This is a genomic window from Rhodococcus koreensis, from assembly GCF_900105905.1.
GTDB lineage: Bacteria > Actinomycetota > Actinomycetes > Mycobacteriales > Mycobacteriaceae > Rhodococcus_F > Rhodococcus_F koreensis.
In genome coordinates this window covers 38,698-54,476 of the sequence record NZ_FNSV01000009.1, presented here as the reverse complement: position 1 = coordinate 54,476, position 15,779 = coordinate 38,698, and the positions used below count along the sequence as shown (strand labels likewise).

Here is a 15,779-nt window from a genome sequence, read left to right as displayed (position 1 = left end):
CGACAATGCTGGAGGGGTCGGAACGCGCACCGATGAACAGGACACCATGGACTCTCACCTGGAGCCAGCGAGCGCCCCGATCAACGGGGCGCTCCGGACGGGGGAGTGCCTGAGTCTGTTGCGGTCCGTGGCCGCCGGGCGGCTGATCTACACTGACAATGCCCTGCCGGCCGTGTGGCCGGTGACCTTCGCCGCCCCGGACGGGCAGATCGTCATCCCTACCGGAGGACATCAATGGTTCGACCGTTTCGACGCCACCGTCGTAGCCCTCGAAGCCGGGGCCATCGCGTCGGTGACGCGCACCGGCTGGACGGTCCTCGCCATCGGGCGATCCCGGTTGGTGATCGGCACCGACGGCCTCCACGGATTCGACGACCCCACCCGCGCGCCCTGGACCGAGGGCCCCGACGAGGGGTACCTCGTCTTCGACATCGAACGCCTCACCGGGCACCGAGCTGCCCTGCTCCGTCCCACCGGTGACCACCGCTGAAAACGCCCGCATAAGCGCAGGCCCACAAGGTTTTTCCGAGGCCATCCCTCTCGGATGTTACCGCGGGCCTGTTTCGAGGACCGTGGTCGCATCGGTGCCCAGCAATACCGTTGCGGCCCGCTCCGTAATGTGTCTGGTCGCTTCGATTGTCGCTTTCGGGTCCTCACCGAGCAGGCGCACCAACAGGTCGGTCGAGGCCGACAGCAGTCAGATCACCGGGCGCACCACCGTGGCGAACCGGCCCAGGGTCGGAGTAGTGAGCAGGGACACGTCACTGGAGCGGTGCAGCGCAATATGTTTGGGAATCAACTCGCCCAGGATCAAGGACAGGTACGCGATCATCGCACCGGCGGTTCCGCCGCCGACGGTACGGGTGCCGATGCGCGACGCGACCGCTCCAGCCCCGGGCTGGCGGGCAACCTGGAGGCTTACAATCGGGTTATGCGGAAGGGCGGTCCGGTGCGCGAGGTGCGCGAGGTGCCCGATGTGGTCGGCTTCGGCGCGGACGATGCCTGCGCCATTGTGCGCGGGGCGGGACTGATCCCGGTCGGGCCGAAAGGCGCCGGGGCGCCGACCGTCGGAGTGATCGTCGCCCAGCGGCCGATCGGAGCTGCCGGAATCGAAAAGGGCGGCGAGGTGATTCTGTGGAATCAGGACAGCGGAGGCGCGCACGGCGCACCGGTACCCCGGGGCCACGAGTCCGCGGCCCTGGATCCGGTATGACACCGGCCACTCCGGCGGACACGCGAGGTGATGCAACCTGCAGCGAGGTGGTGGGTCGGGGAACGCCGGTGTGGGGGCGTCGAGCAGCGCGACCCACACCAGTGGGGCGACTACGATCTGTGTCCGCACCGCCGGATCAGGTTGGGCCGCGGCGGCGGCCTGCTTCCCAGCTTCGAGGACACCATGATCATCGGCTACCTGAACCCGCTCCGTACACTCGTGTTGGCGAAACATCCGGCCGCGCACCGGCGGCACGAATTTCCAAGTCCTCCAGGACCAGCAGTTCGGCTGCACCGGTCCGTCCTCGAGTCCGGTCCGTCGTCGTCTCGTCTGACGGGCGTGATGCCACGGCCATCGTCGCGTTGGGGGTCTCGAGCGACTGGCGCACAGGAGGTTCGAAAAGGGGTGAGGGCCGCGCCGACATGTGCGGCGGCGGCCGATGACAGTGGCTCGTGCGGGGGCGGGTCAATCGTTGCCCGGCACCCGCGCCGGCACAATCGGGTCCGACACCCACTTATCGGGTGGACGACATGTAGCAGCAGGTTCACGGCCTGCGGTGCAGGGAATGGCTGCGCTCACCCATCGACGCCGGTTCGATTCCAGCGGAACCGGGGAATAGGTGGAATTCGGCGGTCATCCGCCGGGGCACGGGACACCGAGAAAAGGTCGACCGGAGTCACAAACCGATCGATCCGCTCGCCGACCGCCGCCACCTGACTGAACGAGAATCCCCGGCACACACAAAGGTACGGCAACTAAATCCATGTAGACGTCCCAGCTCGCGTCTACACCATGGTCTGAGAAGGGTCTCCGCGGTGGGCGGGGAGTACGACGATTACGGCTCGATCAGTCCGGAACGGATTGCGTATCGGGTCAGGGCGAGTCTGTCTCGTAGTCCGAGTTTCTTCAGGATGTTTGCGCGGTGCCGGTCGACCGTTTTGGCGCTGATACTCAAGGTGTTCCCGATTTCTCGGTGGTGTCGCCTTCGGCGATCAGTTTCAGTATTTCCTCTTCGCGGGGGTGAGGATGGTGCTCGGTAATGATTCTCCGTGCCGGGCTCGGTGCAGGTAGTCGCGGATGAGGGCGGTGACCGCGCCGGCGTAGAGGAAGGGTTCGCCCCGCAGGGTTGCCCGGCATGCTTCGAGCAGGTCGCGGTCGGCGACGGATTTGAGGACGTAGCCGGAGGCGCCGGCTTTGAGGGCCTCGAAGAAGTATTGCTCGTTGTCGTACATCGACAGGATCAGGATCCTCACGTGGGGATGGGACCGGGTGATTTCGCGGGCCGCTTGCAGCCCGGTCATCCGCGGCATCGCGATGTCGAGGATCGCCAGGTCCGTCGGGGTGTGGGCGAGTGCATCGATCGCCTCGTATCCGTTGGCTGCCTCGGCGACCACCTGCAGGTCGGGCTCGGCGTCGAGGATCATCCGCAGGCCGCTGCGCACCATCGCGTGGTCGTCGGCGAGCAGAATGCGGGCAGGTTGCCTGGTCATCGTGGCCTCGATTGCACGTGGACCGGGACGATCAGCCGGATCTGCGTCCCTCGCTGGACGACGAGTCGATGGTGAGGGTGGCGTCGACCAGCAGGGCGCGTTCGCGCATTCCGGTGATACCGGCACCGGCAGTGACCACTCCGCCCTTGCCGTCGTCGGCGATGCGCAGCGTCAGGTGTTCGTCGGTGGCATGGAGGTCCACCCGAACCTTGTCGGCGCCGGCGTGGCGAGCGACGTTGGTCAGCGCTTCTTGTGCGACGCGGTAACAGACGAGTTCGATGTTCGGGTCCAGCCGGGCGAGGTGGGCGTCGAGGTGTTTGACGACGTCGACGCCGGTCGCCTGGGTGAATTCGCTGCACAGGGCGTTGAGCGCGCTGTGCAGGCCGAGGTCCTCGAGAACGTCGGGTCGCAGCCGACGGGCGATGCCACTGACCTCGTCGAGGCTGCCGCGCACGGCATCCTGGGCGTGGTGCAGGTCCCCGCGAAGTCCCGTCGGCGCTTTGTCGACGGCACGTTTGAGCGCAAGCAGTGCGACGGTGAGGCTTTGGCCGATCTCGTCGTGCAGCTCGCGCGCGATCCGCGCTCGTTCGGCTTCCTGGGCGGCGAGGGCCGACCCGCTCGCCGAGGTTCGCTCGGTCTCGAGCCGGTCCAGCATGGCGTTGAACGAGGCGATGAGATGCCGTAGGTCGCCCGTGCCTCGGTCGTCGATCCGGTCACTGCGGCGTGGGGGGTCCACCCGGCCCATGGAACTGGCGAGTTGGTCGAGCGGTGCGAGGCTCGACCGCAGCAGAAGGGCGTTCGCGGCGAGGATCGCGGCCAGTCCCACGACGAGCACCGGAATTTCGGTCAGCCGGATATGCGTCGACACTGTCGCCGGTGACAGGGCGAGGGCAAGGGTGCCGACCGTGAAGACCAGCCCGTTGATCACGAATACTCGCCAGAACAGCGCGCCGGCAGGTGTTCGCGCTTGTCCTCGGAACCGGTCCACGACCGATGCGCGACGGTTCATGGGTCCAGCTTGACCGCTGCACATCGCAAATGTCCATACATGTCGTTGCCCAGTGTAAATGGGTGTCGGACCCCATTGTGACAGCATCGATCGCCTGCACAGACTGGGTTCATCTCCAGTAGGGAGCTTCGATGTCCATCGATCGGACGACGGTACCCGGCAAGGGCGTGCTGCACCACGTCGTCGCCCGCGCCGGCGGACACCTCTACCTGCTGGTCGATCCCCGCGGCCCCCGGCACATGCTCTGCTATGACGACTCCGATCTTGAGGTTCCCGCCCGGGCGATCGCTCTGGCACCGGACGAGGCCGACCAGGTGGCCGAGATCCTGCACAGTCAGCCGATCGCCGACCGACTCGCTTCGCTGGAACGACAGGTCAGGGACCTGATTCGGGGGGCGAGGTAGATGACGAAGAGCTGCCCGCTGATCGCCGTGGTCGAACCCGCCCCACCCACCCCCGGAGTGGGCCGAAACGGGCATTCTGTGTGTGTCGTCCGGCCCGTTCACAACACGTCGCCGGCCGTTGCGATAGGCGTGGGGGTCCGCGGGAGGTGAGCATGCAACCGTCGGAGGATGCGCGGCCGCTGTCGCGGGGAGCGGTCAGATCGATCTGGGTGCTGCTGGGCTTTGTGGCGTTGCTGGTGATCGGGCCGCGGCTGATCACGGTGTATACGGAGTGGTTGTGGTTCGGTGAGGTCGGCTACCGGACCGTGTGGGGCACGATTCTGCTGACTCGGCTGGTCTTGTTCCTCGCGGTGACCCTGCTCATCGGTGCCCTGATGTTCGGCACCCTGATCTGGGCCTACCGGTCACGGCCCCTGTTCGCGGCCGCGGCCGCGAACAAGGATTCGCTCGAGCAGTACCGGACCGTGGCGATGAGCCGGCCCCGGTTGTTCGGCATCGGTATCCCACTGCTGCTGGCTCTGCCGTTCGGGCTGAACGCGCAAGCGAACTGGGCCACCGTGCAACTGTTCCTGCGCGGTGGCGATTTCGGCACAGCCGACGCAGAATTCGGGCACGACATCGGTTTCTATGTCTTCGACCTGCCGCTCTACCGGCTGATCCTGACCTGGTTGTTCGTCGCGGTATTCTTCGCCTTGTGGCTCAGCCTCGCCGCGCACTACCTGTTCGGTGGGATCCGGGTGACCCCCAAGCGCGGCGGGAACCCCATCGAGGTCACCGCCGCGGCGCGTGTCCAGCTCGCGGTGCTGGCCGGGTCGTTCGTCGCGCTGAAAGCGGTCGCGTACTGGCTGGATCGGTATGCGTTGCTGTGGGGCAGCCGTAAGGAACCCACCTTCACCGGGGCCGGGTTCACCGACATCAATGCCGTCCTGCCGGCGCGGCTGATCATGTTCTCCATCGCGATCGTGTGCGCGATCGCGTTCTTCGCCGCAATCGTGGTGCGGGATCTGCGGATTCCGGCGATGGCCACCGCGCTACTGGTGTTGTCCTCGATCCTGGTCGGGGGAATCTTCCCGGCGCTGATGGAACAGTTCTCGGTGCGCCCGAACGCGGCCGATCGGGAACGCCCGTACATCGAACGCAACATCGCCGCGACCCGGCAGGCCTACGGACTGGGCCCGGACCGGGTGCAGTACGAGGCCTATCCGGGTGTGGGCACCCGGGCGCCGCGCGACGTCCCGGCCGACGTCACCACCATCGCCAACGCGCGACTTCTGGACCCGAACGTGCTCTCCCGCACCTTCACCCAGCAACAACAATTGAAGAATTTCTACGGTTTCACCCCGACCCTCGACATCGACCGATACACCATCGACGGGGAGGTCGCCGACTACATCGTCGCCGCCCGGGAGCTGTCCCCGAACAGCCTCAGCGGCAACCAAACCCAGTGGATCAACCGGCACCTCGTCTACACCCACGGCAACGGGTTCGTCGCCGCCCCCGCCAACCGCGTCAACGCCGCCGTCCGGGACGCCTCCGGCCAGAGCGCCAGCAGCGACAGCGGCTACCCGATCTACACCGTGAGCGATCTCGCGTCCCAGGCGACCGGCCAGCAACTGATCCCGGTCGACCAACCCCGCATCTACTACGGCGAGGTGATCGCGCAGTCCGAGGGCCCGGACTACGCCATCGTCGGTGCCGAGGCGGGTGCACCGGCGCGGGAGTACGACACCGACGTCTCCACCTACACCTACACCGGCGCCGGCGGAGTGCCCATCGGGAACTGGATCAACCGGCTGGCGTTCGCCGCCCAATACGCCGAACGCAACATCCTGTTCTCCGGCGCCATCGGAGCCGAATCGAAGATCATCTTCAACCGCGACCCGAAAACCCGGGTCGAGCACGTCGCCCCCTGGCTGACCACCGATACCAACCCCTACCCGGCCGTCGTCGACGGGCGGATCACCTGGATCGTCGACGCCTACACCACCCTCGAGCACTACCCCTACGCACAGTCCGGGGCGCTGACCGAGCCGGTGATCACCGACACCGGGCGTCCGCTGCCCCGGCAGGAGATCTCGTACGTGCGCAACTCGGTCAAGGCCACCGTCGACGCCTACGACGGCACCGTCACCCTCTACCAGATCGACCGGGAGGACCCGGTCCTGGCCGCGTGGATGAGCGTGTTCCCCGGCACCGTCAGACCTGGCGAGGCGATCTCCGACGAACTGCGCGCTCATCTCCGCTACCCCGAGGACCTGTTCCGGATCCAGCGCCAGCATCTGGCGAAATACCACGTCAACGATCCGCGGGAATTCTTCACCAACAACGCCTTCTGGTCGGTGCCGTCGGATCCGACCTCGGACAGTACGGGGCAACAGCCTCCGTATTACATCCTGGTCGGAGACCCCGAGACGACGCAGCCGTCGTTCCGGCTCGCCAGCGCCATGGTCGGCTTCAACCGCGAATTCCTCTCCGCCTACCTGTCGGTGCGTTCGGATCCCGATGGATACGGAACGATCGAAATCCTGCAGTTGCCGACTGACACCCTGACCCAAGGTCCGCAGCAGATACAGAACTCGATGATCTCCGACACCCGGGTGGCCTCCGAACGCACGTTGCTCGAGCGGTCGAACCGCATCCACTACGGCAACCTGCTCACCTTGCCGATCGCCGACGGCGGTGTCCTCTACGTCGAACCGCTGTTCACCGAGCGGCTGTCCACCACAGCCGAGGGCTCGACGTTCCCGCAGTTGGCCCGGGTGCTGGTCAGCTACCGCGAACCCGGCACCGGCGGTGTCCGTGTCGGGTACGCCCCCACCCTCGCCGAAGCCCTCGACCAGGTCTTCGGTCCCGGTACCGGCCGCGCCGCCACCGCACCCGGCGGCGACGCCGCCACCGCACCCCCACCGGCACCCGAGACCAGCCCCGGCACCCCGGTTCCCGAGGTCGTGCCGCCGCAGGCAGTGCCGGAGGAGCTGACCGGCGCGGTCCTCGAACTCAATGCCGCCCTGACCAACCTGCGCGCCGCCCAGCACACCGGGGACTTCACCGCCTACGGCACCGCCCTCGACCGCCTGCAACGTGCCATCGACGGCTACCTCGCCGCCGGCGGCACCCTCAACTGAAGGCTCGGTGCCGTCGCCGACACGCCCGATGTGCGCACCAGCGATAGTGTTTCGCCACTCGGCGATCAGGGAGTGAGGGACAGGTTGCCCATGCCCTGCGGCCCGTCACCGGCACTGCCGATTCCTCGACGGTCGCTGTGGCGGCTGATCGCGTCGCCGACGAGACGTCCCGAGTCCGCCCGGTCGTCGTGAGCGCGAACATGCCGTACATCAGCAGCGACACCACTACCGACAGGCCCACACAAGGCCATGGAGGGTGCTCATGACGCCGGAATGGGCCCCACCGGTCCAGGCCGCCCATGGCTGACCGATGGGGTCCATCGCCCGTGTGGCGGCGTCCGACGGAAAATCGATTCGGCGTCGGCGCGCCGCGTACGGGCACACCCGCCCAATCTCGGTTGGGCGGACTCTCGCCTCGGTCTCGAAGGTCCGAGATCGCGATTTGCCGCTGCGTCGTGCGACTGGTTGGACGCTATCGCGATCCAAGGTAAAGCGCAAGTAAAGGCGCTCGGGTTTCGGGACGACCGCTCCGCGCCCCGCCGGAGCGACGCACCGAACGGAGTGCTGGGGACGGGCTTCACGTTCGCCCAGGTTCCCGTGTGCCGGGTTTTCCCGGAGTCATGGTCACGCGTGCCTAGGGTGCGGTAGGGAGGCGCGGTGGACTATGGTTCCGTTCTGCACGCCCGTGACCTGCGTGCGAGGTGGGTGATTGCCGCGGCTGCACTCGGATACGTCGCGGTGGTGTTGAGCTCGCCGGTGACGGTCTTATTTGTGGCGGCCGTACTTTCGGGTCCGCGATCCCGGCCTTCCACCTCGAGCAGTGCCGTCCGATTGCCGGCTGGTGCGCCTCGATCAGCGCCGGGCTATGTATTCCGTCGGTGCCGTTGTCGGTGCTGCAGTTGGTCAACTCCCTGTAGATCGGCCTTACCGGATGAAGGTTCGAGAACCGGATGCACCGCTCGGTTCGGCCCGATCAACGACGGCGCAGCACCCGACGATGCCGACGCCGACGACCGCCTCGTCTGGTGAAACCCCGTGACGAAGCCGCAACTGGGACTCGCAGGCCGGACATGCGGGGAGGATTGCGGGATACCCGAGGATTGTTCCACCCGGATGTACGGACCAATCATGCGCCTCGGTCGAATGCACGAAAATTGTTCTCCCGCAACGGCAGAAACTCCACACGTCTTGCTCCCAAGCGGGGCTGGGGCCGGACGCCGATCGAGCTCATGGGGCCAGTTCATCCTTAGCCGCTAAAGGTAAAGGATTGACAAAAGTAGTGCGCCAGGGGGAGTGTGATCAGCTTTACTTATGGCGCTCCCGCTGCCGTCTGGCGAATCGTCCCCGCTGCTCGTCCAAGATCGCAATACCCTGCCGCTCTTTGCGGTGATGCTCGCGCGCGATCGCAACACGAACTCGGGTGGTGTGGGCCGTCAACGCGATCGCACGGTGGGCTGCGGTCTCGTCGTTCAACAAACATGCGGCAACCTGGTCGCATCCAATCAGGAACTGCTCGTAAGCGAGTCTGGTCGACGCCTCCGGGTTCATCTGCGACACCCCGACGTCCTCGATCAGCTGCAGCGGAATGCGCACCAACCGGTAGTTGAATCGCAGCACGGCAACCGGGAATGTCTGAAATGTCCTAATCGGGGTCACGAACGTGGATGTTAACGGGTGAGAATCGACCGTGGGGGAGGAACGTGCCGATACCCGCGAATTGCCGCGGAGGATCGGCTCGGAAGCGACTGCTCAGTAATGCCCACACCCAGTCGATCGTGTGGTGTGAACAAATTGCTCATCGACGAACCAGATATGGGAATCGGGGCCACCTCCGTTCGCTGCGGCGGCGACAGAATGTGCGAGGGGCACGTTCCTGGTCGACGGCATACTGTCGGTGAGCGGCAGCGTCGTGGAAGGAGAGATGGTTCGGGCGGTGCACCTTCTTGGTTGGCGCGCCATTGGCCGTGAAGCAGTTACGCACGGCTGAGAGTTCGGCGAATTCAGTTGATGCCCTTCGCCCACCATCCGGATGGCGGGGATGCCGCAAGCTCCCAGCGTGGCGCGTAGTGCTCGAGGAATATCTGCCCCACCAGTTCCCCGCGGCTGCGCACCCCGGTCTTGTCGAAGATCGACTTCATGTGGTCTTGAATTGTGTAGACGGATAACGACATTGCGTGCGCCATCTCCCTTGTCGATCGCCCTTGGACGCACAGCGCAGTGAGATGGCATTCGCGTTGGGACAGTCCGTAGGCCATGGCAATGACGGGCGCGATCTCATGCGGCGTCGCGGGTTGGATGATGACGGCAGTGCGTCCGTCTTCGACGCCGGAAAGCCTGGTCCCGTACAGCAACAGCCAGGCGCCGGATCGCGTGCGTACCCGCGAGCGCGCGGCAAGTTCCAGCGGATCGGTGCCCGGTTCGATCGCCCGCGCCCTGGCCGCGATGGCCTGCACGACCTTCGATTCGAACGGCGTCGACGGCGCCGGGACCTCGACAATTTCGTCGATCCAGCGTTCCGCGGCGGGTGAGACCGATTCCGGGTCGCCCGCGGCGTCGAAGACCACCACGCCGGGGCCGTAGTCCACGGTCGTCACGGCGACCTCGACCTCGTGGAGCATCGAACGTCGCAGACCGGTAGCGAGCGCGGGCGCCAGCGCGGCGATTGCGCGGACGTGCTCGGCGGTGTACCACGGCGCGCCCGCATCGCGCAGGAATGCCGCTGCACCCCAATAGACCCCGTCCGACACCAGGGAGACCCGCAGCTCGTCGCCGATTCCGTACGCCTCGTGCGAACGGTGCCGTGCACTGCGGGACATATCTCCGTGGGTATCCAGACTGAGTGCACCCGCCAGGCGGCCACTGTGCGCAAGAAACGCCCACTTGTCGACGTCCTCGACCTCGTATTCGTAGTGCGCCAACCAGGATCCGGAACACCCAACGTTCCGGTTCACGCTGCCGGTGAACAGGATGGTGCCCGGGTCGACGGTGTGCCAGCAGCAGCGGTCATGTGGGATCACCGTGCGCAGGGCCTCGCTCATTCGCGCGCTGTACCCCACCCAGTCCAGCTGGTCGGCGACGGCACGCGAGATTTGATCGCGGACGCGTGGCAGCAAGCTCTGCGCCATGTCCGAAGTGTATCGCAGCAGGTTAGGGCTGCCTACCCCAGAAATCTGGGTGAATTCCCCAGGATTCAGGGATATGACGCAGAACCGACAACAACGACGCTGGTTTCATGACGATGACAGCCCATACCTCCGCCGAAACCGACCACGACCTGCCTAACCCGGAGCCGATCATGCAGCTGGCGTCCGGGTTCATGGCCGCCAAACACCTCTTCGCCGCCAGCGAACTCGGTTTGTTCGAGGCGTTGGGCGAGGGCCCCACCGACCTGCGTGGCCTGGCCGCCCGCACCGGGCTTACTGCCCGAGCCACCCGGATCAGCGCCGACGCCATGGTCGCGCTGGGTATGCTCGAACGCCGAGGCGAACAGTACGTCAATACCGAGACGGCGGCCGCGTTCCTCGCCGGCGGATCGCCCGCCGACCTGCGTCCGCTGCTGCGGTTCTGGGACAAGATCAGCTTCCCGGCGTGGGAAGATCTGGCCGACGCACTAGCCCGCGGGCCGAAACACCAGATCTTCGACCTCGAAGCCGCCCTGCAACCCATCGCCTCGATCGGTATCGAGGCGTTTTCGGCCGGCCCCTCGCTCGCCCTGCCGGACACGGTCGATCTGTCCGGCAATCGTCGACTCCTCGACATCGGCGGCGGCACCGGCTCCTGGTCCATCGCGGTGGCGCGCCACTGCCCGCAACTGAGCGCGACCGTGTTCGAGCTGCCGGCGGTTGCCCAGACCGCGCAGGACCGCATCGCGTCGGTCGGGCTGGAGGGGCGAATCGACGTATGCGCCGGCGACGCAGGGGCCGACCCGCTGCCCGCCGGATACGACGCCTTCCTGGTCGCGAACCTGGCGCATTACTGGTCACCGGAGCAGAATCGTGCTCTGCTACACCGCATTCGCGACGTCGCCGCACCCGGCGCCACGCTGCTGATTGCCGACTTCTGGACCGACCCCACCCACACCCAGCCGGTCGCGGCCGCCCTGATGGCGGGCGAATTCGCGGTCCACCTCGAACACGGCGACGTCTACAGCGTCGACGAAGGCATCGCCTGGCTGCAGGACACTGGCTGGCGCTACCGCGACCATCGCTCGCTCACCGGCACGATGAGCGTCATTGTCGCCGAAACCGCATGAAACAAGACAACACCCAAGGAGCACACGATGAGCGAGCATCAAGTCGCAATCGTCGGTGCCGGCACCTCCGGGGTCGCGGCGGCGGTGGCCCTCGCCGACCGTGGCATCAACCCGTTGCTGATCGACCGAGCCGACCAAGTCGGTTCGTCGTGGCACTCTCGTTATGACCGGCTGCGACTGAACACCGGCAGGCAATTCTCCCATCTGCCGAACCGCCCCTACAAGCAGGGCACACCGACCTTTCCCACGCGGGAACAGGTGATCGAGCATCTCGAGCGGCACGCACGCGCGGACGGGATCGAACTGCGCCTGGGCTGCCCGGTGGAACGGCTCGACCGAACTGACGGGCGCTGGCGGTTGACCACCGCTGCCGGTTCGGTCGACGCTGCCGAGGTGGTGGTCGCGACCGGCTTCGATCATGAGCCCTTCGTCCCGGACTGGCCCGGACGCGGGGACTGGCGGGGTGCACTGGTTCATTCCTCGCAGTACCGGAATCCCTCGCCGTACAACGGGAAACGGGTCCTCGTGGTGGGAGCGGGCTGCTCGGGCATGGAAATTGCCTACGACCTCGCCACCGGAGGCGCGGCAAAGGTCTGGCTTTCGGCTCGCACGCCGCCGAACATCATGCTCCGCCAGGGACCTGGTGGCATACCGGGAGACTTCATCGCAACGCCGCTCTACCATGCCCCGGTCCCTATCGCGGACGCAATCGCTCGGTTCGGCCGGAAGAGGAGCATCGGCGACCTGCGCGAGTTCGGATTACCGATCCCCGACGAGGGGATCTTCGCCCGCAGCGCCCGCCTCGGCGTGGCACCGGCGATCGTCGACAAGGAGCTCATCGCCGCGATCCGAGACAGGTCCATCGAGGTCGTTCGCGGAGTCGAGTCACTCGACGCGGACAGCGTGTGGCTGGTGGACGGGATGCGAATCGACCCGGAGGCGATGGTCTGCGCGACGGGGTTCCGCCAAGAACTCGAAAAGCTGGTCGGGCACCTCGGCGTACTGGACGAGCGAGGTTGGCCGCACGCCACCGGTGAAAAGCCGGCCGCCGAGAGGTTGCGTTTCATCGGGTTCGTGCCCAGGCCGTCGCAGATCGGGTTCGCGGCGAAGCAGGCTCGCCGCGCGGCCCGAGCGATCGCGCGGGAACTGCGGTGAGCGTCGGCGGTAGGATTCTCTCGCCCTGCCCCGGCGCTCGAACAATGGCGGGTCTGCGCGGAGATGGCCGACCGGTCAGATCCCCCCACACAAACGGTCGATATCTTTAGTCGCTCCGCTGCTGTCTTTCACGTAGCCCACGTGATGTTTCGGTGGCCCATGCTGCGTCAAGGACGGGCTACCGTCGCTGTCGTCCATGACGAAGACGGTGGGAGATGTGATGCGAGTGATGCGAGTATTGGATCCGTCGAGTGACGCGGTGTCATTTACTCTGCTCGACGAAAAACGGTGTCGTGGCGCCGGCTGAACGCTATCTGCGGTACCTGGCCGATATCGAGCGGTCGCCGAACACGATCAAGGCTCATGCTCATGACCTCAAAGACTGGTTCACCTTCCTGGGTGAGATCGAGTGTGATTGGCAGACAGTAAGACTAGAAGAATCGGAGCGTTCATCCGATGGTTGCGGCGACCTCCGCTACACACTCTGAGCTCGTCCACGAGTTGCAGATCCATCAAGTCAGACTCGGCGGGACTCGGGTCCGCCCATTGTCGGGTTGCGCCGACGTGGTGGTCGGTGCCTCGTCATCGCCACCTTGCCGACCCAACACTTTGAAAGTACATTGAAAGTTATGTCTGTGGGTGAGGTGCCGTTCTCGGATATCCAGAACAAGGGGAAGGCGACACTGTCGGAATGGCAGCGGTCGGGAGCGCGGCCGCTGCGGGTGACGCGCCGCGACGATGAGGATCTGGTGTTGATGACGGCGGCGCGGGCGGATCAGGCGCGGGAGGTGCTCGCGGCGGCGACGGCGATGGTCGACGCCCTGCTGCACTCGGATGACCGTGATCTGGTGCGCAAGGTCGTCGCGGCGGCGTTCCCGTGGGTGAGCTACCTCTCGGGTGAGGAGGTCGCCGACTTCGTCGACGAGCTGATCGCGTCGCTGCGGGCGGGTTCGTCGCTGGATAATCCGGCTCCGCCGGCCCGCACGATCGAGACGTGGCGCCACACGGCGGAGGTGTATGCGGATCCGGAGTTGGCTCGGATCCTGTCGACGCCGTCCGAGGGTAACTTCGGTGCTGTGCCGGTGCCGGAGCTGTGAGTCCGAAGCGGGGCGAGCGAGTCGCGCCGCCGGTGGCCGGAGAGTTGTGGGACCTGCGGTTCGCAACGAGCGATGCGGCAAAGGGGTGGGACGAGCTGTGCCGGCAGGCGCCGGCGAACACATTGGTGGCGTACGAGGGGATGCGACGCCGCGCGGTCGCGCAGGAGTCGACCACCCGTCATCACCGGTTGAAGGGCAAGCTCGCGACCGGGGTGCACAACGGTGTTGAGATGGAGCAGTGGCAGTACGAGGTCACCGCAGGTGGCCGAATCTGGTACGTGATGGACATCGAGCACCGCACCTTGTGGCTGAAGTACGCTGGCACAGGACATCCCAAACAGACCGAATAGTGTTGCCGGAGACGAAAATGGCCCGAACCCCCAACGCCACCTTCAGCAAGGTCACGCTCAGCCCGGCCATCGCGGCCGTCGGTTGTCGGGGACTCTGTCCGATCTCGATGGGCGGGTCCTCCGTGACGGCCGGGGGGCACCGCAGCGAAAGCAATTTGGGTCGAAGGGAATTCGGTCCTGGGTTGGGCTGCTGGTGAACGTGGGCAGCACCAGGGCAAGGGTGATGAGCGAGACGATGGTTGCGAGGGCGGCGCCGGTACCCTTGGCGCTGAACAGCACGGCCCCATGGCGCCCTGCGCCGACGAACAGGGCGAGCCCGACGATGCCGTTGAGGGCGATCATCACGGCGGCGAAGACGGTGTCTCGTGCGAGGGACGCCGTCGAGGGGCCACCGGAGATCATCAGGACCACGATCAGCCCCACCTGGATGACCGTGACCGCGACGGCAAAGATCAGGGACCCGAACGGCTCGCCGACCCGGCGGGCGAGCACCTGCGCATGATGGACCGCCGCCAGGACCGCGCCGATCAGCGCCAGCGCCACCGCGAGCACCAGCACGGGTCCGAGGTCGCGTCCCCAGGTGACGGCGAGCACCGCCATCGCGACCGATGGACTCACAAGGGGCCACGTAGTGATGGCCGACCGCCGACGAAGCGCCATGGTTCGACTGTGCCAGCACCTTTCGGGTCCTGTTTACTGAAATGACGATTCCCAGGGATCTGTGACCGAAATCCGTTAGGTCGACAACAGCTACCGACTCTTTCGACTGCGGACCGGGGAGGTGCGCCGGGATGTGCTGTAGAACGGCATCCCGTGGTGACGGCACGAGCGGTGTGCGCAGGGGCCGACTCGGAGGTCAGGGGGTGCGCCCGAATGCCCTGATGGTGCTTGCTGATTCAGCGCGCCCCAGCGGGGCGACCGGTACCCCTTGCCAGTCTGATCAATCCGGTTCGGGTTTCCGGCGTCTGGTCCCACACCATCATCGGTTGTCACCGTGACGCCGCATCAGCGTGACGCGTCGGCCCGACACGTATTCCATGTCGATGATGAGATGCCGGTCCCCGGGATGAATCGACCACGGGACCGCGTTCCGGTCGTGGAATCTGGCCACGGAATCGGCGAAGGACACGTACGTGGCGTGGCCCATGGCAGTGACACTCCACCCGATTCGGGTGATCAGATCGATGTCTCCCGCTTCGAAGGCGAGAAACTCCCCGTCGAACCGTGCGAACGACTCGTCGTCGGTGGGGATGACGACTTCGCCCCCGACGGCGGCGAAGGTCACCGGACGCAGCGCCGGCGCCGCGTTCTCGGTGAAGACCATTCGACCGACCGGAACCGACCGCAGCAAGTGAATGCACTCGGCTGCGGAGAGCACCGAATCCGGTGCTGTCGTGGTCATGGCGGTGTCCTCCCTCGACGTGCCCGACCACTTCAACACTCACCTCACCGCGGGTGGTGGAACAGAGGACAAGGTCACCCGCTAGGCCGGTCCCCGAACTCACGAGGAAACACACCCACCTTGACGGGCACCGTTGTCGGACCGCGGGAGCGTGTGCGCCGTCGTACCGGCCTGCCTGGTCGCCACCACGGCCGGCGCGCCCGGCGTCTTAATCGATGACGTCGAATTGCCAGGCATTGCCGGCAACATCGCTGGTCCGGGGCAGAGTCGCTTCGCCGGTGT

The 15,779-nt window shown here is 66.1% G+C and carries 12 protein-coding genes and 3 pseudogenes; 8 read left to right on the top strand and 7 right to left on the bottom strand.

What is annotated here, in order from left to right; translation table 11 throughout:
* A partial coding sequence (locus BLV94_RS47570; protein ID WP_341866531.1) for a pyridoxamine 5'-phosphate oxidase family protein occupies nucleotides 1–490 on the top strand: 490 nt, incomplete at its 5' end.
* A 207-nt stretch (nucleotides 491–697) separates the two neighbouring features.
* On the opposite strand, the gene BLV94_RS52285 is transcribed toward BLV94_RS47570, so the two are convergent.
* The 3 genes and pseudogenes from BLV94_RS52285 to BLV94_RS47555 all read right to left on the bottom strand — a co-directional run bounded on the left by BLV94_RS52285 (nucleotide 698) and on the right by BLV94_RS47555 (nucleotide 3,712).
* Nucleotides 698–1,342 (bottom strand): CNNM domain-containing protein, encoded by a 645-nt coding sequence (locus tag BLV94_RS52285; RefSeq protein ID WP_143051331.1) that lies wholly within the window; start codon nucleotides 1,340–1,342, stop codon nucleotides 698–700.
* A gap of 706 nt (nucleotides 1,343–2,048) precedes the next feature.
* Nucleotides 2,049–2,703: pseudogene (locus BLV94_RS47560) on the bottom strand (response regulator transcription factor).
* Nucleotides 2,700–3,712, bottom strand: a pseudogene (locus tag BLV94_RS47555) (HAMP domain-containing sensor histidine kinase). Before BLV94_RS47555 ends, BLV94_RS47560 begins: the two co-directional pseudogenes overlap by 4 nt.
* A gap of 131 nt (nucleotides 3,713–3,843) precedes the next feature.
* Between BLV94_RS47555 and BLV94_RS47550 the strand changes: the two are divergent.
* Nucleotides 3,844–4,116, top strand: a complete 273-nt coding sequence (locus BLV94_RS47550; protein WP_072950254.1) for a cation:proton antiporter regulatory subunit — start codon at nucleotides 3,844–3,846, stop codon at nucleotides 4,114–4,116.
* Nucleotides 4,117–4,268: 152 nt separating this feature from the next.
* On the top strand, nucleotides 4,269–7,241 hold the full coding sequence (locus BLV94_RS47545; protein WP_174705582.1) for a UPF0182 family protein: 2,973 nt from the start codon (nucleotides 4,269–4,271) through the stop codon (nucleotides 7,239–7,241).
* A 1,305-nt stretch (nucleotides 7,242–8,546) separates the two neighbouring features.
* Here BLV94_RS47545 and BLV94_RS47540 read toward each other — a convergent pair.
* Together BLV94_RS47540 and BLV94_RS47530 are read right to left on the bottom strand one after the other, a co-directional pair.
* Nucleotides 8,547–8,897, bottom strand: a complete 351-nt coding sequence (locus BLV94_RS47540) for a hypothetical protein (protein ID WP_167372111.1) — start codon at nucleotides 8,895–8,897, stop codon at nucleotides 8,547–8,549.
* A 344-nt stretch (nucleotides 8,898–9,241) separates the two neighbouring features.
* Nucleotides 9,242–10,366, bottom strand: coding sequence for a helix-turn-helix transcriptional regulator (locus BLV94_RS47530; RefSeq protein WP_072950259.1), 1,125 nt, complete (start codon nucleotides 10,364–10,366; stop codon nucleotides 9,242–9,244).
* A 107-nt stretch (nucleotides 10,367–10,473) separates the two neighbouring features.
* Here BLV94_RS47530 and BLV94_RS47525 point away from each other — a divergent pair, with 107 nt between their 5' ends.
* The 5 genes from BLV94_RS47525 to BLV94_RS47505 all read left to right on the top strand — a co-directional run bounded on the left by BLV94_RS47525 (nucleotide 10,474) and on the right by BLV94_RS47505 (nucleotide 14,095).
* Entirely contained in the window at nucleotides 10,474–11,493 is a 1,020-nt protein-coding gene (locus tag BLV94_RS47525; protein ID WP_072950262.1) for a methyltransferase, read from the top strand.
* Between the two features lie 27 nt (nucleotides 11,494–11,520).
* Entirely contained in the window at nucleotides 11,521–12,648 is a 1,128-nt protein-coding gene (locus BLV94_RS47520) for a flavin-containing monooxygenase (protein WP_072950264.1), read from the top strand.
* A 293-nt stretch (nucleotides 12,649–12,941) separates the two neighbouring features.
* Nucleotides 12,942–13,136, top strand: coding sequence for a site-specific integrase (locus BLV94_RS51390; protein ID WP_307718331.1), 195 nt, complete (start codon nucleotides 12,942–12,944; stop codon nucleotides 13,134–13,136).
* A 147-nt stretch (nucleotides 13,137–13,283) separates the two neighbouring features.
* The gene (locus tag BLV94_RS47510; protein WP_083396019.1) at nucleotides 13,284–13,745 is read left to right on the top strand and encodes a hypothetical protein; all 462 of its coding nucleotides are present in this window, start codon (nucleotides 13,284–13,286) and stop codon (nucleotides 13,743–13,745) included.
* Nucleotides 13,742–14,095: a hypothetical protein gene (locus BLV94_RS47505; RefSeq protein ID WP_072950270.1), complete on the top strand. Its 354-nt coding sequence runs from the start codon at nucleotides 13,742–13,744 to the stop codon at nucleotides 14,093–14,095. Before BLV94_RS47510 ends, BLV94_RS47505 begins: the two co-directional genes overlap by 4 nt.
* Nucleotides 14,096–14,281: 186 nt before the next feature.
* Here the strand turns inward: BLV94_RS47505 and BLV94_RS47500 are convergent.
* Nucleotides 14,282–14,755, bottom strand: a pseudogene (locus tag BLV94_RS47500) (calcium:cation antiporter); the annotation flags it as partial.
* 319 nt (nucleotides 14,756–15,074) lie between these two features.
* A complete protein-coding gene (locus BLV94_RS47495) occupies nucleotides 15,075–15,497 on the bottom strand; it encodes a pyridoxamine 5'-phosphate oxidase family protein (RefSeq protein ID WP_072950274.1) in 423 nt (140 codons plus the stop codon).
* Between the last annotated feature and the right edge of the window lie 282 nt (nucleotides 15,498–15,779).

Excerpts from the sequence above, each read along its gene's own strand:
- BLV94_RS47545 (WP_174705582.1), top strand. The coding sequence starts at position 4,269 with ATGCAACCGTCGGAGGATGCGCGGCCGCTGTCGCGGGGAGCGGTCAGA.
- BLV94_RS47520 (WP_072950264.1), top strand. The coding sequence starts at position 11,521 with ATGAGCGAGCATCAAGTCGCAATCGTCGGTGCCGGCACCTCCGGGGTC.
- BLV94_RS47550 (WP_072950254.1), top strand. The coding sequence starts at position 3,844 with ATGTCCATCGATCGGACGACGGTACCCGGCAAGGGCGTGCTGCACCAC.
- BLV94_RS47495 (WP_072950274.1), bottom strand. The coding sequence starts at position 15,497 with ATGACCACGACAGCACCGGATTCGGTGCTCTCCGCAGCCGAGTGCATT.
- BLV94_RS47530 (WP_072950259.1), bottom strand. The coding sequence starts at position 10,366 with ATGGCGCAGAGCTTGCTGCCACGCGTCCGCGATCAAATCTCGCGTGCC.
- BLV94_RS47525 (WP_072950262.1), top strand. The coding sequence starts at position 10,474 with ATGACGATGACAGCCCATACCTCCGCCGAAACCGACCACGACCTGCCT.